We start from the raw sequence: 22,843 nt of genomic DNA on the forward strand, positions 1-22,843 counted from the left end.
GGGGTTGCTGGCGGCGAAGGCGCCCTCCCCGGGCAGGGCCGGGGGTGTCTGGAGACGCGACCAATGGGCTCCGCCGTCGGTGGTGGAGAGGAGTTCGGCGCTACCGTCGAGCGGGTCGCCGAGGACGAGGCCGGTATGGCCGTCCCAGAAGGCGATGGTGTCGAAGAAGCCCTTGGCATTGGATTGGGTGTATTGGAGGGTCCAGTGGGCTCCAGCGTCTTCGGTTTTGTAGATGCGGGAGAGATCACCGGGTCCGGCGCTCATGAGGTAAGCGATGCGTTCGTCGACGGGCCAGATGCCGCGGAAGTCGAGCTTTTCGGCGCCGGGGACCTGAGCCGCGATCCAATGGTCGCCGCCGTCGACAGTGCGGAGGAAGGTGCCATGGGAGCCGCTGGCCCAGACGACACGATCGCTGACGGCTCGGACGCCGCGCAGGGAGGCGGTGGTGGGGCTGTTTTGCGGGGTCCAGGATTGGGCGTGGATGGCGGCGCCGCAGAGAATCGAACCCACCAGAAGCGTTGCTACTCTCATTGTTCTTCTTCGTAGTGTAACGGGGCGCATTCCTTCCGCGCCGTGCAATGAGAGAGAATGGCTGAAATCGCAATGAAAACCACGTTGTCCCGTTTGCTACTTCCGGCCCTGTTGTTCGCCGGCACCGCCCTGGCTGAGAAACCGTTTGTCGAAAAAGAGGACGTCTTTCCGCTGGAGGCGAAACACAATCACGCCTCGAGCATTCTGTATCTGCCCAATGGGGATCTCTTCGTCTGCTGGTACCGGGGCTCCGGAGAGCGCCAGGCGGATGACGTGCAGGTGATGGGGGCGCGCAAGCGGAAAGGGGCGAAGGGTTGGTCGGCTCCGTTTGTGCTGGCGGATGTGCCGGAGTTCCCGGATACGAATCCGACGCTGTTCCTGGACCGGGATAAGCGGTTGTGGCTGTTCTGGCAGACGATTGTGGCGAACACGTGGGAGTCGGCGATTACGAGCTACCGGGTGTCGTCGAACTATAACGGCGACGGGGTTCCGAAGTGGGACCGGGGCGACATCATGCTGCTGAAGCCGAACCACCTTGTGGAGCGGGTGCAGGAGTTCGGGTCGCGCTACACGTCGGGCCGCGAGGGCGATTACTGGAAGCGCGAGTTGGAGAAGGCCAAGGACAAGTACTTTTCGCGGATGGGCTGGATGAACCGGCCGCATCCGGTGCAACTGGCCTCGGGCCGGATTGTGGTGGGGTTGTATTCAGACGGTTACAGCATCAGCCTGGCGGCGATCAGCGACGACAACGGGCTGACGTGGCACGCGTCGGACCCGATTGTGGGCAACGGCAATATCCAACCGTCGTTCGCGATCAAGAAGGACGGGGGGCTGGTGGCGTATATGCGGGATAACGGTCCGCCGCCGAAGCGCCTGATGAGGAGTGAATCGAAGGACAACGGCGAGACGTGGACGTTCGCGGAGGATACGGATATTCCGAACTCCGGGACGGGCGTGGAGGTGTTGACGTTGAAGGACGGCCGCTGGCTGATGATCAACAATGACACGGAGCGGGGGCGGAATTCGTTGTGCCTGTCGATCTCAAATGACGAGGGGAAGACCTGGAAATGGAACCGGCATATTGAGTTGGACAAGCGGGCGGAGAAGCCGGGTTCGTTCCATTATCCGGCGATTGTGCAGGCTCCGGATGGGACGATCCACGCGAGTTATAGCGTGTTCCTGAATCATCTTGCACAGACGGAGCCGCACAAGACGATTCGTCATGCGCATTTTAGTCTGGAGTGGGTGATGGAAGGGGATCCGGCGGAAACGACCCATTGACACCACGGTTACCGGCGCTATATTGAAGGCGCAGTCAAGCCGCGGCCGGCAGGAGGCGGGCATCCGGTTCCTCCGGTACGGCTGGGAGGTAACCGTGAACAATTCCGTGGTCGTGATTTCCTACCTGGTCTCGATGGTTGTTGCTGTTTTCCTATTGTGGCGGTTCAGCCACATCCGCTGGTATTGGCATGCGTTGGCTGTGGCTGTGGCCTTGGGCCTGGGCCTGATGCCGCCGCTGGCCCAGGAGGCCGGGCGCAACTATGACGTAGCGCTGGGGAGTGCGTTCCTGTTCCTGCTGGTTTGGGGCGCAGGGGAGCCTCTGTTCAAGGTGCTGCATTTGCCGCGGCATTTCTAGGCGTGCAAGGATAGCCCGACCGAAGTAGGGAGGCCCTTGGGGCGCTGTGTGATTCCTCCGCTCCCTTACGGTCGCGGCTCAATTTGTCGCGGCTCGGTTTGCTGATGTGTCAGGCGTAGGCCCGGATTTCGAAGAGGCGCGCCAGCTCGCTGCCGTTGGTGGCCGTGATGTGGATGCGCAGTTTGTCTGTTGTGACTGCTTCGAACTGGTGACGGCGCAGGCGCTGATGATTTCCTGTGACTACGGCCAACTCCTTGCCGCCCGCCAGGATGCGGTAGTCCCTCACTGTCTCAGGCTGAGGAGCTCGCACGATGCCTTTGGTCACGCCATCGGAGGAAGACAGCGTCAATTCGCGCTGGAAGCCGGTGTCGAACGTGAGTTGGATACTCGAGAGTTTCACCGGGCGCGGCCACTGGAGTTCGATCCAGGCGCCATCGGAGGCGAGCCGGCCGGCCCACTGATGAACCTCTTTGCCGGGGATGTCGCGAACCCAGCCGTCGAGGATGTTCTGCGCTGGATAGTGTTCCTCGCTGCCGGAGGCCTGCACTTTCGCCTGTTTCGCGAAGTCGAGCGCGTCCTCGTTCCTGACGCCGCGGAGAGACTGATCCTGGCGGAGGAGGAGTTGCTGGAGGGCCTGGACGCGGGTGCGGTCCTGGGCTAGCTGACGCGGGAGGATTCCGGCGGAGACGCATTGGGCGGCGGCGGTACCGGCCGCCTGGCCAACGCAGGCGCAGGTGGCCATGACTCGGGTGGAGGTGAAGGCCGCGTGGGTGGCGCTGATGTTGCGGCCGGCCATCATGAGGTTTGGCACGTTTTTGCTATATAGGGAGCGGAGGGGGATGTTGTAGACCTCCGGTGTGCGGAGCACCGTGTTGGGCGGCAGTTCGGAGCGGTCGAAGCCTCCGGGCGGGTGATCGTCCATGGGCCAGCCTCCGATGGCGACAGCATCGTCGAACTCGCCTTTGAGAAGGTCGTGCTGGGTGAGGAGGTGGTCGCCGACCAGGCGGCGGCTGCCGCGTTTGCCGGGCATCATGCCGAGCCAGTCGAGGGCCCAATTGGCGGAATCGGGGTGGTTGTCGCTGTTCTTGATGTAATCCCAGACGCCGAGGGCGATGGCGAGCAATTCGTAGCGGATGCGTTCGTTGTCCCAGATGGTGTTCAGGTTGCCGCCCCACTCGATCCACCAGTAGCCGTACTCCCAGGTCTTGGTGGGCCGGAAGCGCAATTGCTCCTTGGTGACTTTACGGGCCCAACTGGGCGGGGTGAACGGCATGGGGCGGCCGAAATCGCGGGACGTGAAGAGGATGCTGGAGCCGAGCGTCTCTTCGTCGGGCTTCTCGGGCGCCAGGGACTCGTTGAACTCGGAACGGGCCTCACGGCCGGTGCGCATGAGGGCTCCGGACTCGAGGCCGAGGCGGGAGTCGCCCGTGCAGTCGAGGAAGATGGGGGCGTGGACGCGGTAGAGGTGTTCGCTCTTGTCGCAGCGAGCCATGACGTGGTCGATGGCGTCGCCTTTTTTGACCACGCTGTAGAGGGTGGTCTCCAGTAGGACGGTGATGTTCTTCTCGCTGACGACCTTGTCGTAGAGGAGGAGGTCCCACATCTCCCAACTGCGCTGCGGGTTGCCGGCGGCATCGTCGAGTCGGAGTTCTTCCACGAGGCCGCCTTCGCGCCAACCGGGGCGGCTGCGGTGGGAATTGGCGCCGACGACGTGCATTTTGACTTCGCTGGAGGAGTTGCCACCGAGGCGGGAGCGGTCCTGGACGAGGACCACCTTGGCTCCGTTGCGGGCAGCGCTGAGGGCGGCGCAGACTCCGGCGAGCCCGCCACCGGCAATGAAGATGTCAGCTTTGAGTTCGACGAGCGTCATATTGGGCTCGTGCTGGACGGACTTGGGACGATTTTTAGGCGGCGCGACGATGTCGAAGTCGGGCTTGGCGGGGGGCAGGGACTGGGCGTGGAGGTCCTGCGCGAGCACGGCCAGGGAGTAGCCCGTGAAGGGGAAGGCGGTAAAGAGGTCGCGGCGCTTCATACAGTTAACTATATAAAATTTCAGATGTCAGGCTGAGAAGATTGGGCGGGAGTTAGGGGACGAGGATGCAGAGATCCCTGAGATTGCGATAGCGCTGATTGAAGTCGAGGCCGTAGCCGATGACGAATTTGTCCTCGATGGTGAAGCCGATGTAGTCGCCCTCGACGGCGATGCGGCGACGGGAGGGCTTGTCGAGGAACGAGGCAATCTTGAGGGAACGTGGCGCACGTTGGGTCATGACCTGCTGGAGGTAGTTGAGGGTGAGGCCGGTGTCGATGATGTCCTCGACGAGCAGCACATCCTCATCCTGAATTGGTTTGTCGAGGTCTTTGGTCAACTGCACCTGGCCGGAGGTGGTGGTGCCTTCGTAACTTTTGGTGCCAATGAATTCGATGCGCAGGGGGAGGTTGATGTGGCGTACGAGGTCGGCCAGAAACATGAACGAGCCCTTCAGAACGCCCACTAGAACAATGGAGCGGCCCTCGTAATCGGCGGTAATCTGTGCGCCGAGGGCAGCGATGCGGGTCTGGATTTCGTCGTGGGAGATGAGGACTTCGATTTTAGGAGACGCCATGCGATCAGTCTGGCATAACGGGGCGCCGGGAGGAGAGACGGACTGTGGGGTAGTCTAGTCAGCGGCGCGCAGGCGATTGCTGGGCGGGCCGATGTGGATATGGGCAGCGGTGGCGCGACCGGGGATCGCTGTCCGGAAAGCGTAGTAAGGAATCTTCTTCGACTCGAGATATTGGCGGAGCCAGATGCCCTCGGGCGTATCGGGGCTGAGGCCGACATCGATGCGGCCGCGGTGGTCGTAGCCCATGGCCTTGTGGATGGCGGTTTCGCCATTGGCGCTGATGGGGAGGGCCTTGGCGAACTGCTTTTCGTAGGAGAGGACGACGTCGCGCATCAGGCTGGGGGTGAACAGGCCGTTGCCGTCGTAACGCTCCTGCACAGGCTTGGGGCCTTCCTCTTCGCGATTGGCCTCGAGTGCCTGTTCGGCTTTGGCCATATCGGCGATTTCGCGCAGGAAGCGGGCGCGGGACTCGGCGAGAGTGAGGGTGCGGCGGCGGTAGTCGAGTTCCTCGAGGATGGGCGTGAGTTCGTTGCGGGCGTAAATCCCCTGTTCGATGAGGGGTTTGACCTGCTCGACGAGGTCCTTGATGCGGTCGAAGCGGCGCTGGGAGGCGGCGACCATCTCGTCGGCCTGTTCGATGCTGATCTCGTCGGGGCGCAAGGTGCCGTAGAGCGTGCGTTTGAGGATCATATCGTCACCGATATCGGCAGCGCTGGTGAGAGCGCGGTCGAGGAGCTGATGACGCGAGTAGAGGTTCTGCGCCTGCAAGCTTCCTATGAGAAGGAACGCCAAACTAACAAAACACTTGCGCACTGTTCTTATTGTAGTACGATACGGCATAAGGAGTAGTTCCACTCAGAACGCTTGCGGAAACCTAAAGAAAATGGGGCAGTAGCTACTGCGGTCGTCACGGAAAGCCCCACGTGGCAGCTTGCATTGCGGGCAGCCGAAGCCAAAAAGGCAGATGGCATCCGCATTTTGGACCTCCGCGAGGTCACCTCCTTCGCCGATTATTTCCTCATTTGCACAGGTACGAACCAGCGCCAGAACCAGGCGATCTGGGACGAGATTGCCCTGCGCATGAAGAAAGAGGCCGGCGAGGCGCCGATCAACGTGGAAGGCTTCGAGAATGGCGAATGGATTCTCGGGGACTTCGGCGACCTGATTGTGCACATCTTCTCGGAAGAGAAGCGGGAGTACTATCAACTGGAGCGTCTGTGGCGTGATGCCAAGGACGTGCCGATTCCTCCGGAAGCCGCGGCCTAAGCAGGCCGATCAGCGGCAGACGGCGTCGACGGTGGTCGCCACGCCGCCCTGGGCGGCGAGGTCGCGAAGCATTTGCGCCGCGGCGTCCTCATTCAGGCTCTTCACCGCATCGGTGACGAGTTCCACGTACCTGCCTGTCCTCAGAAGCCCGAAGACTGCGTGTTTCACGCAGATTTCGGTGACTACGCCATAGACGACGCAGCGCTGCGCGCCCAGTTCGTCGAGCAGGGCGGGCAGGCCGGGTATCGTAAAACAATCCACAGACTGCTTGGTTAAAACGATCTGGCCGACGAGTGTGGGCGCCGGTTTGCGCTGGCCGAGTGTGCCGGTGACGCAGTGGTGCGGCCATGAGGCGAACTCGGGGTCGGTTTCGGTGTGTGCGTCGGCGGTAGAGATGAGCGGGATCGCATGGTCCGCGGCGTAGCGATTGAGACGCGCGACATTGGGAATGATGTGCTCGGAGCCGGGGACGTAGAGGGCTCCGGCGGGGTTGACGAAATCGAACTGCGTATCGATGTCGAAAAAGACGGTCTTCATCGTTCGCTCCGGCGGAACTCTTCAGTGAGTTGGATGAGTTCGGCGCTGTGTTCGATGCGGTAGGGCGGGTCGCACTCGAAGAGGCTGCGGTATTTCTTCGGCAGGCGGTCGAGGCTTTCGCGGGCGTACTGGCGGGCCTCGCTGGCGCTGGGCCGATGTCCGACGATCTCGCCGCCTAGCATGACGGGGCGCAGCATGGCTTCGCAGCCCTGCAGGAAGCACTCGGAAGCGCGGCCGACGATGTCGTGGCCTGGGTAGCGGAAGATCTGCTTGGCGCCGGGCACGGTGGACTTATCCGGGCTGATCTTGGCGGTGAAGCGGCGTGAGCCGTTGGCGTCGAGTTCCACCAGTTTGTAGACTGCGCCGTGGCTGGGCGCATCGGAGGAGGTCGCCAGTTCGGTGCCGACGCCATAGACGTCGATGGGCGCGCCGGTGGCGACGAGTTCGAGGATCTTGTATTCGTTCAGGTCGCCGGTGGCCATGATTTTGGCGTCGTTATGGCCGGCGTCGTCGAGGATTGTGCGGACGGCGCGGGCGAGTTCGACGAGGTTGCCGCTGTCGAGGCGGACGCCCCACATGGGCTTGCCGAGGGAGACGGCGCGGCGCGCGCCTTCCAGCGTGTCGTAGGTATCGATGAGATACGTGGTGGCGGGGCCCAGCAGGTCCTGCAGGCGCTGGTAAGCCTCCAACTCCGTGGGGAAGCTCTGGACCCAGGAGTGGGCGGCGGTGCCGAACACAGGGATGCCGTAGCGCATGCCGGTGAGGGTATTCGAGGTACCGGTGCAGCCTCCGATGAAGGCGGCACGTCCGGCATAGACCCCGGCATCGGGCGAATGGGCGCGCCGGGTGCCGAATTCGACGACGGAGCGGCCTCCTGCAGCGTCGACGATGCGCGCGGCCTTGGTGGCGATGAGGGTCTGGAAGCCGATGGTGGCGAGCAGGAAGGTTTCGGGGATCTGGGCTTCGAGCAGCGGTGCGCGCAGGGTGAGGATGGGCTCACCGGGGAACAGAGGCGTGCCTTCGCGAGCGGCGAAGACATCGCCGGTGAAGCGGAAGGCGCGGAGGGCATCGAAGAAGCCCTCCGGCACGCGGTGGAACTGCGGCAACCCTTTGAGGTAGAGGATCTCCTCCTCAGTGAAGCGGACGTTGAGGAGATACTCGAGCGCCTGGTCGAGGCCGGCGGCCAGGATGAAGTTGCGATTCGGCGGCAGGCGCCGGACGAAGAGTTCGAAGGTGGCTACTTCACTGGTTTTGCCGGCACACCAGTAACCGGCGGCCATGGTGAGTTGGTAAAGGTCGGTGAGTAGGGCGCTCACTTTCCGGCGCCCTTCGCCGGTGGCCGCTCCTTCACGTCGCTGGCTGCTTTTTGTAGATCGGACACGGCTTTGGCCTCCAACTCATAGAGTGACGGTTCTCCCTCGCGGCGCGCAATGTAGTGATCGCCGGCCTTGGAGATGGACACCTTCTCGGTGACCTTGCCGTCCTGCGAAGTGACGCCGATTTCGATCTCGGGCGTGGTGAAACCGGAATCAGGGAACTTAACGGCGGAGAGGTCGCGCAGGCGGTCGATGAGCGACTGGATGCCGACGGAATCCATGGTCTTCGTGTTTGCCACCCAACGGTCGCCAGCCTTACTGGCATTGAGCTGTTTGGCGGCGTCCTTATAATCGACGCGAGTGGGGTCGTTGAAGCCGAAGGAGAAGAGCTTCTTATTGCGGAAGTCCTCGGGCGTCTTGTCGAGGGCCTTGCCGATCTCATCGGTGATGAGATGGAAGCCGTCCACCACGCTGGACTTGGCGTAGAACTTGTTCTCCTTGTTTTTGCGCACTTCTAGTTTCTGGGTGTTGGCGGCGTCGGTGATAGCGATGGCGGCGACCGGCGCCGAAGCGGCGAACTGTTTTGCGATTTCGGCCTGCTGATCGGACGTCAGCAGCGGATCGAGCTTGGCGTCGGTGAGTTTACGCGCCAGCTCTTCCACCTGCCAGCCATCGGCTCGCATCGGTTTGGGGCTGACGATGGTCCACTCGTTCTGGCCATTCTTGGAGAATTCGAGAACGACGCCCTTCACGGTGAGTTGCAGGCGTGCGAGCTTCGTCACATCGAACTTGAGCAGGCGTTTATCGCGGAAGTCGACGGCGAGCTTGTCGAGGGTGGCGCGCGTGGCGGAAGCGATGGTGAAGACGCGAGCATCGCCGTCCACCTGGACAAACGTGGCTCCGCCGACGGGTGCTTCGTCGCCGATGCTGACGGTACGGGTCTTGCCGTTTTTTAGGGAGACGACAACCTGGACGGTGGGCGCCTTCAGGCCGAAACCAGAGAGGTCGGTGGGTTTCTCTTCGATCACCTTCTCGGAACTGAGGGAGGTGAGCCCGGTGAGCAGGTTGTTGATGGCGTCGCGATCGGTGTCGAAAGCCTGCGGCGCGGTGACGGTCCAGACATTGGACGAGCCGCGTTTGAGGGAGGTGGTCTCCCCTTCGCGCCGTTTGATGTCGACGGCGGTGATGTCCCCTTCGTTGAGGGTCAGGATCTTGGGAGGCGCGTCGGCGGGCGGTTTAGCCGCGTCCTCCTTCTGCTGTTTGTTGGACCAGTAGACAGCTCCGCCGAGGGCCGCCAGCAGGACGACGGCGACGAGTAATCCTCTCGCTTTCATGGGCCGGTTACCTCCTGCGCCACCAGACCATGATCCCGAAGATGATGACAAAAATCGGGATGAGGAACTGGCTGACCATGCGGACCATGAGCATCTGCGATCCGGTGAGCTGGATGCGGCGGTCTTCCGGATCCTTGGGACGGATGGAGATGAGGTCTTCGTCATTAGTGAGCCAGTTGAGCATGTTCATGACGAGATCACGATTGCCGGCGAAGCCGAGCGCATAATTCGAGATCCAATCGGAAGAGCCGACGACGACGAAGCGGCCTTCGACGTTGTTGTTGTCCTTCTGTTTGCCGGTACGGTAGGTGCCGGCGGCGGCGACTGCATAGGACTGGGTGTCGCCCTTGGGCATGGTGATGGCGCCACCGGCCGCGTTGAGGTTGGTGGCGGCGATGGAGTTGGTGGAGGTGGACACCAGTTTCTCAGCCGTGGTCTTGTCGGTGGGTTTCACCTCAAGGGAGCGGACCAGCGGGAAGGCGGTGGCAGTGCGCTTCATTTCACGGACGATGGGATGGGTTTCGTAACGGGTCGCTAGGGCCACTTCGGGGCCCATGCCATAGAGGCTGCCGAGGCCGGATGTATCGAGGACGAGGTTGGCCTGAAGCGTGACGCCCCAACTGCCCAACAAATCGAGCAGCGCCTTGTTCTCGGCGACGGTTTCCTTGCCGGTTTTGAGCGGAGGATCGGAGAGGAAGAGGCCGCGGCCGCCATCCTCGATGTACTTCTTCAAAGCGTCGACGACCGGCTGCGGATAGTCAACTTTGGGTCCGCCGACCACGACGAGAGAGCAGGTCGCGGGCACTTCCGGCTTTTCCATCAGGTTGATGACCTGGGTTTTGTAGTTGTTCTTGGCGACCAAGTCCTTCACGCCGCCATAGGAACTGTTGGTGGTGTCTTCGAGGGAGTGCTCTCCCGCGCCGGTGGTGAAGCAAGCCGTGCGTTCGCCAGTCTTCTGCAGGCGGATGATGGCCGAGGTGAGCTCTTCCTCGCTGACGGAGCGGGCTTCCTGGCGCTTGTCGCCGGACTGCAGGACGATGGTTCCGGTCTGGGTAATGCCGTACTGCTTGGCGAGCTGCGGCTTCTTGAAGGGGTCGATGTAGGCGACGGAGAGCTTAGTGGAGAGGTTGTCGTAACGGTCGAGCAGGTCTTTTGCCTTGGCGAAGCCGGTGGTTTCGTCGAAGTAGGAGATGGTGACGTCCTGCTTCAGGCCGGAGACGAGTTTAATGGTCTGGTCGGAGAGGGAGTAGCGCTTGTTGGAGGTCGCGTCGAAGGATTTGTTGTAGCGGTTGGCCAGGAAGTTGACGGTGGCGAGGACCGCGATGATGACGACGATGTAGACGCCGGCATAGGCGGTGTACTTGGTCTGGCGGCTTTTCATCCAGGTGTTGCTCATTGTGGTGTCTCCTCGCGTTTACGCTCTCCAGCGGAGCGATTCCAGGCTGCGCGCCGTGAGGAACAGTCCCAGGAAGATCATGGACGCGAAGTAGACCGCGTCGCGTGTATCCATTACGCCCTTGGAGAAGGGCTCGAAGTGGCGGACGACCGACATGTAGCCCATGACGGAGGCCCAGGTAGAGGTCTCGTAGCCGGCGACCCATTCAAAGACCCAGAGCAGCAGGCAGACGGAGAAGGTGACGGCGCCGGCGATGATCTGATTGCGGGTGAGGGTGGAGACGAACGCTCCGATGGCCAGCAGCGCGCCGGCCTGGAGGATGAGGCCGAGGTAGCCGATGACCAGGGGTTTCCAGTCGGGCTTGCCGTAAGCGAACAGGAAGAAGAAGTTGAGTCCGCTGATGAGCAGGATGCAGCCATAGAGGGCGACCGCGGCCAGCCACTTGCCGATGATGATCTCGGCGTCGTGGATGGGCGAGGTGAGCAGCAGTTCGATGGTGCCGGAGCGCTTCTCTTCCGAGAACAGGCGCATGGAGATGAGCGGGATGAGAAACAGCCCGATGACGGAAACGTTCATCAGCAGGGGGCGGATGATCATCTCGTTCACATCCATTGGAAAGCTGCGGCCCATGGCCTGCGACTGGAAGCTGATGTTGACGAAGTAGCCGACGGCGTTCCAGAAGAAGAAGCCGAAGACGATGGCAAACATCGCCATGAGGAGGTATGCGATGGGCGAGGAGAAGTAGCTCTTCAGTTCCTTCTGGCAGATGGTGATGACGTTGGTCATTATTTTGCTCCTTCGCCGGGCTTCTCGGTGGCGGTGAGTTCCAGGAAGACGTCTTCCAGGCTCAGGGCCACGGCGCGCAGTTCACTGAGGTTCCAGCCGGATTCCACCACGGCGCGGGCCACTTCAGCGCGAACATTCTTGCCGGGCAGGGATTCGACCTCGAAGGAGTGGAGCCCGTTGTGGGTATCGCGGGCTACGACGCGGCTGACGCCGGCCACCTGCTCCAGGCGCTGGCGGATGACGGGTTCGTCGCCACCGGAGACCTGGACGGCGACAGCTTCCTGGCCGCGCAGGCGGGAAGTGAGGTTCTGCACAGAGTCGGTTGCGACGATGCGGCCGCGGGTGATGATCACGACGTGGTCGCAGGTCTGTTCGACTTCGGGCAGGATGTGGGTGGACAGGATGATGGTGTGCTCGCCGGCGAGGGAGCGGATGAGGTCGCGGGTCTCGTGGATCTGTTTGGGATCGAGGCCGGCGGTGGGTTCGTCGAGGATCAGCACGTCGGGATTGTGAATGATGGCCTGAGCCAGGCCGACGCGCTGCCGGTAACCTTTGGAAAGCTTGCCGATGAGCTTCTTGCGGACATCGGCGACGGCGCAGCGTTCGGCCACTTCGTCGACGCGTTTGGCCAGTTCAGCGCCGGGAATACCCTTCAACCGTCCAACGAAGTGAAGATACTCCTCAACTTCCATTTCCGGGTAAACTGGTGGGTTTTCAGGCAGATAGCCAATCCGCTTCTTGACCTGCATGGGCTCTTCGAGCACGTCGAAGCCCGCTACATGAGCTGTGCCTTGGGTGGGCGGCATGAAGCAGGTAAGGATGCGCATGGTGGTGGTCTTACCGGCGCCGTTCGGCCCCAGGAAACCCACAATCTGGCCCTTTTCCACTTCGAAGCTGATGCCCTGCACGGCGACATTGCGGCCGTAACGCTTGGTCAGTCCTTCGACCTTGATCATTTATTCATCCTTAACGGGGATGTGGGACGAGTTCCGTCCCAGGAGAAATAGACGGTCTTCGTCCTCATCTCGTGAGCTTGACGAATATGAGGATAAAAAAGAGCTTAAGGTACTGTCAATGCTGCAGCAAAGGGATTGACAACGTCCAAGAACGGTGGTGGTCACGCCAGTTGGGTGCGCAGATTGTGCACCAGCGAGCGGGCGGCATTGTTCAGGAGGACGGCGTCGGAGCCGGAGGCGATGAAATGGAAGCCCAGGGACCGGTAGTGTTCCAGATCGTCGGGCTTCGGGAGCAGGATGCCGAGTGCTTTGCCGTGGCGGCGGGCAGCCTCGACGGTTTTCGCAATGGCGGCGCTGAATTCCGGGTGGTCGAACTGGCCCAGAACCCCATAGGAATGAGATAGATCCGAGGGGCCGATGAACAGCACGTCGACTCCATCAACGGCGGCGATGGCATCGACATTCTCGACGGCCGTGCGGGTCTCAATCTGGACAATGGTGAGCAGGGCGGTGGCGGACGCTTCCAGATAGGGCCGGAAGTTCGCCCCGTATTCGCAAACACGATTGGAGAATGCGACTCCGCGCACGCCGAGCGGCGGATAGCGCATGGCGGCGGCGGCGGCGCGGGCATCCTCTTCGGTATCAATGCGAGGGAACATGACGCCGTGGGCGCCGCAATCCAGCACGCGGTGGGCGCGCTGCCGGGCATTCGATTCCACGCGAACAATGGCAGCTGATGAAGTGGCGGAGAGGGCCTGCATCTGGGCCAGGGCTTCGACTTCCCCGCCCGCGCCGTGCTCGAGGTCGATGAGCGACCAGTCGTAGCCGGCGAGGCCCATCAATTCAGCCGTCAGGGGAGAGCCGAGACTCAGAAAGCAGCCCAACACGGTCTCACCGGCCAGCAGGCGTTCCTTGAGTTGAGCGGCCTTAGTTTGCGTGTTCATGCGGACCTTGATTGTATCAACTGGGCCCGTGGCAACTGGACGGTTCAGGACTGGGACGGTTTGGCGAGGAGGAGCAGCGCGGACAGGGCAAGTGCCGACAGGGCCAGGGTCCCGGGCTCCGGCACCGGCGCACCACCGAGTGGATCCGCCTCCAATTGGAAGTAAAGATTGGCCGTCTGGAGGCCCGATAGCTGGGAGAAGGAGGCCGGACGGACGACTAGGAACGAGGCGTCGCTGGAGCCGATGGAGGGCGGATTGTAGAGGTCGAGGCCCAAATCCAGGGCCGCAGAGGTGTTCTGAATCTCCAAGGTGAAGATCAGGTTGTCGGGCGCTACGAATGCCGCCAAGGGGAAGACGAGGAGGAAGTCTGAGGAGGCAGGCGCGGTCTGGCCGAGCAGAGTGTAGTCCGGACTGATGGGGGCGCCCACCGGCGCACCCACCGCATAGAAGCGGAGGATGGCGTCGAACGTGCCAGCGGCGCCAGGGTTGTATAGCTGTACGGTGGCTTGGGTCGCGGAGCGGGCCGTCCCCGCCAACTGGATCTGGTCGCCGATTTCGATATAGGGGCCGACGCTGAAGAAGGCCGTTTCGGGGCTACCGACGGCTGGGTTGGAGTAGACGGTGGCGGCGTGGGCCGTGATTCCGCCAATCGCCAAGGCCAGCAGCAACTGAAGTCCTGGGGTTCTCAATTCAGTATCCTCCGCTCGACTATCTGGGCCCCGGTCCGAGCACTCTTGGCGTGTAAGTGATGGGAACTGCCCCGATCCTGGTGAATTCCAACCTCACCACAACAGCCGCGCCGGAGGTGATGGGGCCGGCCTCGACGAAGGGACTGCCGGCGGGCAGAGTGGCGGCCGTGAACCCTGAGGGCGCGAAGAGGGTGAGGCCGGCGCCCAGGCTGTCGAGCACCAGGGCAGAAGCAGTGAGATTAGGCCCGTTGTTCTGAATGGAGACGGACTGGACGAGGCGGCCCGTGACACGGTCGAGCACCGGAAGGCCTGGAGTCACAGTCACGTTAAGCGTCGTCTGCACGATGGAAGTGGCGTCAATTGAGGTGTTGTTGAGCGTGACGACTTCTCCGCCGCCGGAGACCTGGGCCTGATTCGTGAGGTTGGCAGGCGCGTTGGTGGCCACGTCCACCAATACGGTTACCGGCGGATAGACACTGCCTGAGGGCAGCGAGTCGTTTCGGGTGCAGGTGAGGGTGGCGAGGACGCAGGCCCAACCGGCTCCACCGATGGAGGTCGCGGCGAGGCCTGATGGCGGCAGCACGTCAGCTACGGTTACCGTGCCTGCCGTGGGACCGGTGCCGACGTTGATTACCGAGATCGTGTACGAAGCGCCGAGCTGCCCTTGCGTGAAGTTAGCGGCGTGGCTCTTGTTGACGATGAGATCGGGCACGGCCGGCTCAATGATGGTGAGATCCTGGGCGGTGTTGTTCGAGGTGTTGGGATCGCCGTCGGTGGCGACGGTGGCGGTGTTGGTCAAAACTCCCGCGGCGGTGCTGTCGATGCGCACCGTGACGTCGATGGGCGTGGCGAGGGTGGCTGCGGTGGTCGAACAGGTGAGATTGGCACAGACCCAGGCGGGGGAGCTCATACTCGCCACGGTCATTCCAGGCGGCGCGATTTCGGTCACCCGGATGGTTCCCGTGGGCGGCCCGTCACCATCGTTCACTACCTGGATTGTATAGTGAGCTGCCAGTTGCCCCTGGCGGAAGTTGCCGGTGTGCGTCTTGGTGATGCGGAGATCGGGGCCCGTCGTGCGCGTCGGGTCGGAAGCGGTGTTGTTGCCTGGCGTTGTGTCGCCGCCGCCGCTGACCGCAGCCTGATTCAGGAACTCGACCGGTGCGCTATAGTCGACGTTCGCCGTCACGGTGATGGGTTGGGCCGAAGAGCCGGGCGCGAGGATGAATTGCTGCAGGTTGGTGCAGGAGCGCGTGGCGACACTGCACGACCAGTTCTGGCCCGAGATCGCAGTGATGGTGAGACCGGCTGGAGGCGCCTCGGTTACCGTAATGGTTCCATAGGACGGTGCGTTGCCCACATTGGAGACCAGCAGGGTATAAGTCACGCCGGCCTGTCCTCGCGCGAAGGTGCCCGCATGCGATTTCGTCACGGTCAGGTCCGGGGCGGCCGGGTCGATGGACGTTGGGTCCTGTGCGGTGTTGTTTGACGTATCCACATCGCCGGGTGTGCTCACTGTCGCCGTGTTGGTCAACTGGGCCGGCGCAGTGGGATCGATGCGGACCGTGACGGTGATGGGTGCTGTATAGGTAGAGGGCGGAGCGGTACAACTGCCCGCATTGCATGTCCACACCAGAGAACTCATGCTCGCGACTGTCATGCCCTGCGGAGCGATGTCCCGCACCGTGATCGAGCCCGTGGGTTCGCTCTCGCCCACATTCGTGACGCTGAGAGTGTAAACCGCGTTGAGTTGCCCCTGAGAGAAGTTGCCGGTGTGCGTCTTGGTGATGCGGAGATTCGGACCCGTGGTGTGGGTTGGGTCGGAGCCCGTATTGTTCCCCAGCGAAGTGTCTCCTCCCCCGCTGACGACCGCCTGGTTGATGAAATCAGCAGGGGCCGAGGTGTTGACGTTCGCCGTCACGATGATGGGTTGCGCCGGGGACCCGGGAGGGATGATGAACTGTTGCAGATTGGTACACGAGAGCGTGGCGAGGCTGCAACTCCAGTTCTGGCCCGAGATCGCCGTAATGGTGAGTCCGGCCGGAGGCGCCTCGGTCACCGTGATAGTTCCATACGATGGCGCGTTGCCCACATTGGAAACCAGCAGGGTGTAGGTGACCCCATTCTGGCCACGGGCGAAGTTCCCGGTGTGGGTCTTGGTGATGGTCAAGTCCGGCGATGCCGGGTCGATGGTGGCCGGATCATCCGCTGTGTTGTTTGAAGGGTCGATGTCACCCGACGTGCTGACGGTCGCGCGATTGGTCAATTGGGCCGGCGCATTGGGATCGATGCGGGCGGTGACGGTGATGGGCGCTGTGTAGGTAGAGGGTGGAGCGGTACAACTACCCGCATTGCACGTCCACACCAGCGAACTCATGCTCGTGACCGTCATGCCCTGCGGCGCGATGTCCTGCACTGTAATCGAGCCGGTGGGTTCACTGTCTCCCACGTTTGTGACGCCGATGGTGTAAACCGCGTTGAGCTGCCCCTGATGGAAGTTGCCGTTGTGCGTCTTGGTGATGCGCAGGTTCGGTCCGGTGATGTGGGTTGGATCGGCGGCCGTATTGTTGCCCGGCGTCGCATCGCCCCCGCCGCTAACCGTTGCCTGGTTGATGAGATCGGAGGCGGCCGTGGTGCTGACGTTCGCTGTCACTGTGATAGATTGCGCCGGGGATCCGGGAGGAATGACGAACTGCTGCAGATTGGTACACGAGAGTGTCGCAAGGCTGCAGCTCCAGTTCTGGCCCGAAATCGACGTGATGGTCAGTCCAGCGGGCGGCGCCTCGGTGACCGTGATGGTTCCGTAGGAAGGCGCATTGCCGGTATTCGACACTGTCAGGCTATAGGTGACGTTGTTCTGGCCCCTTGCAAAATTGCCGGTGTGGGTCTTGGCGAGAGTGAGGTTTGGTGAGGCGGGATCGATGGTGGTGGGATCCTGTGCCGTATTGTTCGAGGTGTCGCTGTCTCCCACGGTGCTGACGGTTGCCGTGTTGGTTAACTGGGCCGGTGCGTTGGGGTCGATGCGGACCGTGACCGTGATGGGTGCTGTGTAGGTAGCAGGAGGAGCGGTACAACTGCCCGCATTGCACGTCCACACCAGCGAACTCATGCTTGTGACCGTCATGCCCTGCGGCGCGATGTCCTGCACCGTGATCGAGCCCGTGGGTTCGCTCTCGCCCACATTCGTGACGGCGATGGTGTAAACCGCGTTGAGCTGCCCCTGAGAGAAGTTGCCGTTGTGCGTCTTGGTGATGCGGAGATTCGGACCCGTGGTGTGGGTTGGGTCGGAGCCCGTATTGTTCCCCAGCGAAGTGTCTCCTCCCCCGCTGACGACCGCCTGATTGATGAAATCAGCAGGGGCCGAGGTGTTGACGTTCGCCGTCACGATGATGGGTTGTGCCGAGGATCCGGGAGGGATGATGAACTGCTGCAAATTGGTACACGAGAGCGTGGCGAGGCTGCAACTCCAGTTCTGGCCCGAGATCGCCGTAATGGTGAGTCCGGCCGGAGGCGCCTCGGTAACCGTGATAGTTCCATACGATGGCGCATTGCCCACATTGGAAACCAGCAGGGTGTAGGTGACCCCATTCTGGCCACGGGCGAAGTTCCCGGTGTGGGTCTTGGTGATGGTCAAGTCCGGCGATGCCGGGTCGATGGTGGCCGGATCATCCGCGGTGTTGTTTGAAGGGTCGATGTCACCCGACGTGCTGACGGTCGCGCGATTGGTCAATTGGGCCGGCGCGTTGGGATCGATGCGGGCGGTGACGGTGATGGGCGCTGTGTAGGTAGAGGGTGGAGCGGTACAACTGCCCGCATTGCACGTCCACACCAGCGAACTCATGCTCGTGACCGTCATGCCCTGCGGCGCGATGTCCTGTACCGTGATCGAGCCCGTGGGTTCACTGTCTCCCACGTTTGTGACGCCGATGGTGTAAACCGCGTTGAGCTGCCCCTGATGGAAGTTGCCGTTGTGCGTCTTGGTGATGCGCAGGTTCGGTCCGGTGATGTGGGTTGGATCGGCGGCCGTATTGTTGCCCGGCGTCGCATCGCCTCCGCCGCTAACCGTTGCCTGGTTGATGAGATCGGCGGCGGCCGTGGTGCTGACGTTCGCTGTCACTGTGATAGGTTGCGCCGGGGATCCGGGAGGAATGACGAACTGCTGCAGATTGGTACACGAGAGTGTCGCAAGGCTGCAGCTCCAGTTCTGGCCCGAAATCGACGTGATGGTCAGTCCAGCAGGCGGAGCTTCTGTGACCGTGATGGTTCCGTAGGAAGGCGCATTGCCGGTATTCGACACTGTCAGGCTATAGGTGACGTTGTTCTGGCCCCTTGCGAAATTGCCGACGTGGGTCTTGGCGAGGGTGAGGTTTGGTGAGGCGGGATCGATGGTGGTGGGATCCTGTGCCGTATTGTTCGAGGTGTCGCTGTCTCCCGCCGTGCTGACGGTTGCCGTATTGGTTAACTGGGCCGGTGCGTTGGGGTCGATGTGGACCGTGACCGTGATGGGTGCTGTGTAGGTAGCAGGAGGAGCGGTACAACTGCCCGCATTGCACGTCCAAACCAGCGAACTCATGCTCGAGACTGTCATGCCCTGTGGCGCGATGTCCTGCACTGTAATCGAGCCCGCGGGTTCGCTCTCGCCCACGTTGGTGACGCCGATGGTGTAAACCGCGTTGAGCTGCCCCTGATAGAAGTTGCCGTTGTGCGTCTTGGTGATTCGCAGGTTCGGACCCGTGGTGTGGGTTGGGTCGGAGGCCCCATTGTTCCCCGGAGTGGCATCCCCGCCTCCGCTTACGCTTGCCTGGTTCACCAGGTCGACCGCGGCGTTCAGGTCCACATTCGCAGTAACCGCAATCGGCTGAGCTGAGGATCCGGGAGGGATGATGAACTGCTGCAAATTCGTACACGAGAGCGTGGCGAGGCTGCAACTCCAGTTCTGGCCCGAGATCGCCGTAATGGTGAGTCCGGCCGGCGGCGCCTCGGTCACCGTGATAGTTCCATACGATGGCGCATTGCCCACATTGGAAACCAGCAGGGTGTAGGTGACCCCATTCTGGCCACGGGCGAAGTTCCCGGTGTGGGTCTTGGTGATGGTCAAGTCCGGCGATGCCGGGTCGATGGTAGCCGGATCATCCGCGGTATTGTTTGAAGGGTCGATGTCACCCGACGTGCTGACGGTCGCGCGATTGGTCAATTGGGCCGGCGCATTGGGATCGATGCGGGCGGTGACGGTGATGGGCGCTGTGTAGGTAGAGGGTGGAGCGGTACAACTGCCCGCATTGCAGGTCCAAACGAGTGAACTCATGCTTGTGACCGTCATGCCCTGCGGCGCGATGTCCTGTACCGTGATCGAGCCCGTGGGTTCACTGTCTCCCACGTTTGTGACGCCGATGGTGTAAACCGCGTTGAGCTGCCCCTGATAGAAGTTGCCATTGTGCGTCTTGGTGATGCGCAGGTTCGGTCCGGTGATGTGGGTTGGATCGGAAGCCGTATTGTTGCCCGGCGTCGCATCGCCCCCGCCGCTAACCGTTGCCTGGTTGATGAGATCGTCGGCCGTGGTGCTGACGTTCGCTGTCACAGTGATAGGTTGCGCCGGGGATCCCGGAGGAATGATGAACTGCTGCAGATTGGTACACGAGAGCGTGGCGAGGCTGCAGCTCCAGTTCTGGCCCGAGATCGCCGTAATGGTGAGTCCAGCGGGCGGCGCCTCGGTGACCGTGATGGTTCCATACGATGGCGCGTTGCCCACATTGGAAACCAGCAGTGTGTAGGTGACCCCATTCTGGCCACGGGCGAAGTCCCCGGTGTGCGACTTGGTGATGGTCAAGTCCGGCGATGCCGGCTCGATGACGGTGTCGTCCTGGGCGGTGTTGTTGGAGAGATCAACATCGCCGCTGGTGCTGACGCTCGCCTGGTTGGTGAGGAGGGCGGGCGCATTCGGATCAACATGCACGGTCACGTTGATTGGCGTGGTGTAGGTGGCCGGAGGCGCTGTGCAGGATCCCGTGTTGCAGGTCCAGAGCATGGAGCTCATGGACGTCACAACCATCCCGGCGGGCGGGTTTTCAGTCACCGTAACGTTGCCTGTGGGCTCGGCTGAACCGAGGTTGCTGACGTGAAGCGTGTAGTGCCCATCCAACTGGCCCTGCCGGAAGTTGCCGGTGTGCGACTTGCTGATGCGTAGATCTACACCGGCGGGTTGCGATTGAACGCTGGTGGGGTCGGAGTCCGAATTGTTGCCGGCGTAAACGTCTCCGCCGCCGCTCACTGCAGCCTGGTTGGTCAGCGTACCGGAGGCGTTGGCGTCGACCAGGACGGTGACGGTGATGGGACTGGCGGGGAGCACTCCCCCATTCACCGGCGCCGTGCAGAGCAGGGTGGCCGTATTGCAGTTCCACCCGCTGCCCGACATGCCAGTCACAGTCATACCCGCCGGCGGCGTCTCTGTCACGGTCACGATGCTGGTGATGGGATAGGCGGACAGGTTGGAGACGGTCAGCAGGTACTGGCCGCCCTGTCCCGCGGTGAAGGAGCCGGTGTGCGACTTGTCGAGGGTGAGATCCGGGCCCAATACGTCAATGGAGGTGGGGTCGGAGTATGTGTTGTTGGAGGGGTCGGCGTCGCTGGCATTTGAAACGGAGACGGCGTTTGCAAGCAGGGGCGGCGCGTTGGCGGAGACGTCCGCGGTGACGTTCACCTGGTTGTACGACGAGCCGGGTGCCAAGGTGGAAGCGATGGTGCAGGTGAGAAGCGCGAGGCTGCAGTTCCACCCGGCACCCGCAAGGCCAGTGATCGTCAGCCCGGCGGGCGGCTGCTCAGTGAGGGTCGTGGTGCCGGTGACATCCAACCCGCCTGTGTTTGTGACGAAGATGGTGTATTGGACGCCTTGCTGGCCGCGCTGGAACTGGCCGGAGTGGGTCTTGAAGACGCTGAGGTCGGGTTGCAGGACGCTGGTGTAGTCGAGGGCGATGTTGTTCGCGGGGTTGTAGTCGCCACCGCCGGACACGGTCGCCTCGTTGGTGACGAAGGTGGAAGCATTCGAGGCGACCGTGACCAGGAGGACGATTTTCGGATAACTGGCGCCTGCGGCCAGGACGTCGCCCCGGACGCAGCTCAGGGTCGCGAGAGTACAATTCCAACCGTTGCCGGTGAGGGAAGTGGCGGTCAGTCCGGCCGGGAGTGTGTCCTGGACTCCGACCGCGGAACCGTTGGTGGCGCTATTGCCGACATTTGAGACGGTGATCTCATATTGAGCATTCACTTGGCCTGGCGTGAAGGGGTCTGTATGTGTTTTCGATATTGTGAGATCTGCAACGCCAAATGATGGCAGGACGATGGTGTCGCTGGAAGTAGCACCATCGGTGACCGTGGCGGTGTTCGTCATCGTCAGTGGAGCATTCTGGTCAACGCTGACCTCTACCGTGAGCGGGGGGAAGTTCCCGTTCTGGTCCAACTCGCCATAGCCCCAGCAGTGCAGGGGGCCGCTATCGGTGATGCATTCCCAAGCGGGACCATAGGCGTTCAAAAGCGTCAGTCCCGCGGGCAATGTGTCGAAGACCTCGGGTGCCTGCCGCGGACCGTTCACAATGATCTGGAAGGTGGCGTAGGGCAGGCCGCGATAGAACTGCCCCTGATGGGTCTTGACGATGCTCCAGCGGCCGGCGGCCCGGATGTCACTGGCTGCGCGGCCCGTGGCATCGAGCACACGAATCTGATCCAAGGCACCATCGCCATTGAGGTCGGCGGACTGCACCGTTCCGCTGTTGAGAACCAAGCCTTCCACGGAAACTGGAGTGCGAAAGGCCATACCACCCTCGTTGGCCATGAGGCTGGCCTTGTCGCTGCCGCTGATTCGGAGCAGGAGGTGCGGACCGGAGCCGCCGGACGCTGAGAAGACACCCAGTTCGGCCACAGGACCGCCAGCATTGAGTTCGGCGGCCAGCGCAAATCCAAGGCCCGGCCGGCCGCGGAAGACAGCAACCCGGGGCGCACGGGCGGCAGACGCCGCGAGATCGAGGATTCCATCGCGGTCAAAATCCGCCGCGGCCAATGAAGTGAAATGCGTTACGGAATCGACAATGACGGGGCTGCCGAAGGTGAGGTTGCCTTTCCCGGGATAGACACGGAGGCCTACACCTGCGTCCGCCAAGTCGGGGATGCCATCCCCGGTGAAGTCGGCGACGACAAGCGCTTGAGGCAGCGATGATGCGAGAACGTCTCCGGCCTGGAAGCCGCCCTGTCCGTCACCTCGCAGAACCGCGATGCCGGCGGCTGCCGCCACAGCCAGATCGAGCGATCCGTCTCCATCAAAATCGCAAATAGCCACGGCGGACGCTGCCCGGCCGAATACATTTGAGCCACTGTCAAAGTCACCATTTCCGCGGCCGGCCAGCAGGTAGACGCCGGTGGAGGTGGCCACGACGGCATCGGCCAATCCATCGCGATTCAGATCCGCGACGGCGAGCGCCTGAGCCGGGTCAGCGAGCTGTAGTGGGTGTCGGGCTTGGAATTCAGGGCGGCCCGAAGTAGGCACGGCCAGCCGCTGGACCGGGCCCAGGCTGTTACCGGACGACCAGATGACGGCTCGGACTTCGTGGCGACCAGGCGCGAGTTTGGCGGGTATTGCGGCGATTCCGTCAGGCCCGACGGTGCCCACCCCCAATACCGAGGCGCCGTCCAGGAATGTGACACGAGACCCTGGACGCGCGTTCTCGAATTGAACTCGGACGGCATCCCCCGATCCCGCAAGACACACTCCGGCCCACAGCAAAAACAGTACTGCTGACCGCACACTCCTCCGAATCCCAAGATAGGATGATTAGATTGGCAATCAGACTAGCCCAATATTC

16 protein-coding genes are annotated in these 22,843 nt (G+C 62.3%); 3 read left to right on the plus strand and 13 right to left on the minus strand.

The features are described from left to right. On the minus strand, positions 1-531 hold a 531-nt coding region (locus tag ACR9Y2_RS36830; protein ID WP_435046912.1), incomplete at its 3' end, for a WD40/YVTN/BNR-like repeat-containing protein. 57 nt (positions 532-588) lie between these two features. On the opposite strand from ACR9Y2_RS36830, the gene ACR9Y2_RS36835 reads away from it, so the two are divergent. Both ACR9Y2_RS36835 and ACR9Y2_RS36840 read left to right on the plus strand, forming a co-directional pair. Further along, the gene (locus ACR9Y2_RS36835; RefSeq protein ID WP_435046913.1) at positions 589-1,812 is read left to right on the plus strand and encodes a sialidase family protein; all 1,224 of its coding nucleotides are present in this window, start codon (positions 589-591) and stop codon (positions 1,810-1,812) included. Between the two features lie 94 nt (positions 1,813-1,906). Beyond that, positions 1,907-2,167, plus strand: coding sequence for a hypothetical protein (locus ACR9Y2_RS36840; protein ID WP_435046914.1), 261 nt, complete (start codon positions 1,907-1,909; stop codon positions 2,165-2,167). A 109-nt stretch (positions 2,168-2,276) separates the two neighbouring features. Here ACR9Y2_RS36840 and ACR9Y2_RS36845 read toward each other — a convergent pair whose 3' ends face one another. Genes ACR9Y2_RS36845 through ACR9Y2_RS36855 form a run of 3 tightly spaced genes read right to left on the minus strand, consistent with a single transcriptional unit; the run spans position 2,277 to position 5,541 of the window. Then, positions 2,277-4,199 (minus strand): FAD-dependent oxidoreductase, encoded by a 1,923-nt coding sequence (locus tag ACR9Y2_RS36845; protein WP_435046915.1) that lies wholly within the window; start codon positions 4,197-4,199, stop codon positions 2,277-2,279. A 52-nt stretch (positions 4,200-4,251) separates the two neighbouring features. After that, positions 4,252-4,773, minus strand: coding sequence for a hypoxanthine phosphoribosyltransferase (hpt, locus tag ACR9Y2_RS36850; protein ID WP_435046916.1), 522 nt, complete (start codon positions 4,771-4,773; stop codon positions 4,252-4,254). Between the two features lie 54 nt (positions 4,774-4,827). Next, on the minus strand, positions 4,828-5,541 hold the full coding sequence (locus tag ACR9Y2_RS36855) for a hypothetical protein (RefSeq protein ID WP_435046917.1): 714 nt from the start codon (positions 5,539-5,541) through the stop codon (positions 4,828-4,830). Positions 5,542-5,637: 96 nt separating this feature from the next. Here ACR9Y2_RS36855 and rsfS point away from each other — a divergent pair, with 96 nt between their 5' ends. After that, on the plus strand, positions 5,638-6,039 hold the full coding sequence (rsfS, locus tag ACR9Y2_RS36860; RefSeq protein WP_435046918.1) for a ribosome silencing factor: 402 nt from the start codon (positions 5,638-5,640) through the stop codon (positions 6,037-6,039). A gap of 9 nt (positions 6,040-6,048) precedes the next feature. Here the strand turns inward: rsfS and ACR9Y2_RS36865 are convergent, their stop codons facing one another. The 9 genes from ACR9Y2_RS36865 to ACR9Y2_RS36905 all read right to left on the minus strand — a co-directional run bounded on the left by ACR9Y2_RS36865 (position 6,049) and on the right by ACR9Y2_RS36905 (position 22,785). After that, a complete protein-coding gene (locus ACR9Y2_RS36865) occupies positions 6,049-6,576 on the minus strand; it encodes a cysteine hydrolase family protein (protein WP_435046919.1) in 528 nt (175 codons plus the stop codon). Beyond that, complete coding sequence (locus ACR9Y2_RS36870) at positions 6,573-7,892, minus strand: nicotinate phosphoribosyltransferase (protein ID WP_435046920.1); 1,320 nt, start codon at positions 7,890-7,892, stop codon at positions 6,573-6,575. Before ACR9Y2_RS36870 ends, ACR9Y2_RS36865 begins: the two co-directional genes overlap by 4 nt. Continuing rightward, on the minus strand, positions 7,889-9,226 hold the full coding sequence (locus ACR9Y2_RS36875; protein ID WP_435046921.1) for a DUF4340 domain-containing protein: 1,338 nt from the start codon (positions 9,224-9,226) through the stop codon (positions 7,889-7,891). The genes ACR9Y2_RS36870 and ACR9Y2_RS36875 overlap by 4 nt, the downstream gene beginning before the upstream one ends. A 7-nt stretch (positions 9,227-9,233) precedes the next feature. Then, entirely contained in the window at positions 9,234-10,622 is a 1,389-nt protein-coding gene (locus ACR9Y2_RS36880) for a GldG family protein (RefSeq protein ID WP_435046922.1), read from the minus strand. A gap of 18 nt (positions 10,623-10,640) precedes the next feature. Continuing rightward, positions 10,641-11,408, minus strand: a complete 768-nt coding sequence (locus tag ACR9Y2_RS36885) for an ABC transporter permease (RefSeq protein WP_435046923.1) — start codon at positions 11,406-11,408, stop codon at positions 10,641-10,643. Further along, complete coding sequence (locus ACR9Y2_RS36890; RefSeq protein ID WP_435046924.1) at positions 11,408-12,364, minus strand: ABC transporter ATP-binding protein; 957 nt, start codon at positions 12,362-12,364, stop codon at positions 11,408-11,410. Before ACR9Y2_RS36890 ends, ACR9Y2_RS36885 begins: the two co-directional genes overlap by 1 nt. A gap of 161 nt (positions 12,365-12,525) precedes the next feature. Beyond that, the gene (locus ACR9Y2_RS36895) at positions 12,526-13,308 is read right to left on the minus strand and encodes an HpcH/HpaI aldolase family protein (protein ID WP_435046925.1); all 783 of its coding nucleotides are present in this window, start codon (positions 13,306-13,308) and stop codon (positions 12,526-12,528) included. A 44-nt stretch (positions 13,309-13,352) separates the two neighbouring features. Continuing rightward, a complete protein-coding gene (locus ACR9Y2_RS36900) occupies positions 13,353-13,997 on the minus strand; it encodes a hypothetical protein (protein ID WP_435046926.1) in 645 nt (214 codons plus the stop codon). A gap of 19 nt (positions 13,998-14,016) precedes the next feature. Continuing rightward, the gene (locus tag ACR9Y2_RS36905; RefSeq protein ID WP_435046927.1) at positions 14,017-22,785 is read right to left on the minus strand and encodes an FG-GAP-like repeat-containing protein; all 8,769 of its coding nucleotides are present in this window, start codon (positions 22,783-22,785) and stop codon (positions 14,017-14,019) included. Positions 22,786-22,843: the final 58 nt, after the last annotated feature.

Source organism: Paludibaculum fermentans (genome assembly GCF_051172195.1).
GTDB classification, from domain to species: Bacteria; Acidobacteriota; Terriglobia; order Bryobacterales; family Bryobacteraceae; genus Paludibaculum; species Paludibaculum fermentans_A.

Excerpts from the sequence above, each read along its gene's own strand:
- ACR9Y2_RS36835 (WP_435046913.1), top strand. The coding sequence starts at position 589 with ATGGCTGAAATCGCAATGAAAACCACGTTGTCCCGTTTGCTACTTCCG.
- ACR9Y2_RS36845 (WP_435046915.1), bottom strand. The coding sequence starts at position 4,199 with ATGAAGCGCCGCGACCTCTTTACCGCCTTCCCCTTCACGGGCTACTCC.
- hpt (WP_435046916.1), bottom strand. The coding sequence starts at position 4,773 with ATGGCGTCTCCTAAAATCGAAGTCCTCATCTCCCACGACGAAATCCAG.
- ACR9Y2_RS36865 (WP_435046919.1), bottom strand. The coding sequence starts at position 6,576 with ATGAAGACCGTCTTTTTCGACATCGATACGCAGTTCGATTTCGTCAAC.
- ACR9Y2_RS36875 (WP_435046921.1), bottom strand. The coding sequence starts at position 9,226 with ATGAAAGCGAGAGGATTACTCGTCGCCGTCGTCCTGCTGGCGGCCCTC.
- ACR9Y2_RS36880 (WP_435046922.1), bottom strand. The coding sequence starts at position 10,622 with ATGAGCAACACCTGGATGAAAAGCCGCCAGACCAAGTACACCGCCTAT.
- ACR9Y2_RS36885 (WP_435046923.1), bottom strand. The coding sequence starts at position 11,408 with ATGACCAACGTCATCACCATCTGCCAGAAGGAACTGAAGAGCTACTTC.
- ACR9Y2_RS36890 (WP_435046924.1), bottom strand. The coding sequence starts at position 12,364 with ATGATCAAGGTCGAAGGACTGACCAAGCGTTACGGCCGCAATGTCGCC.
- ACR9Y2_RS36895 (WP_435046925.1), bottom strand. The coding sequence starts at position 13,308 with ATGAACACGCAAACTAAGGCCGCTCAACTCAAGGAACGCCTGCTGGCC.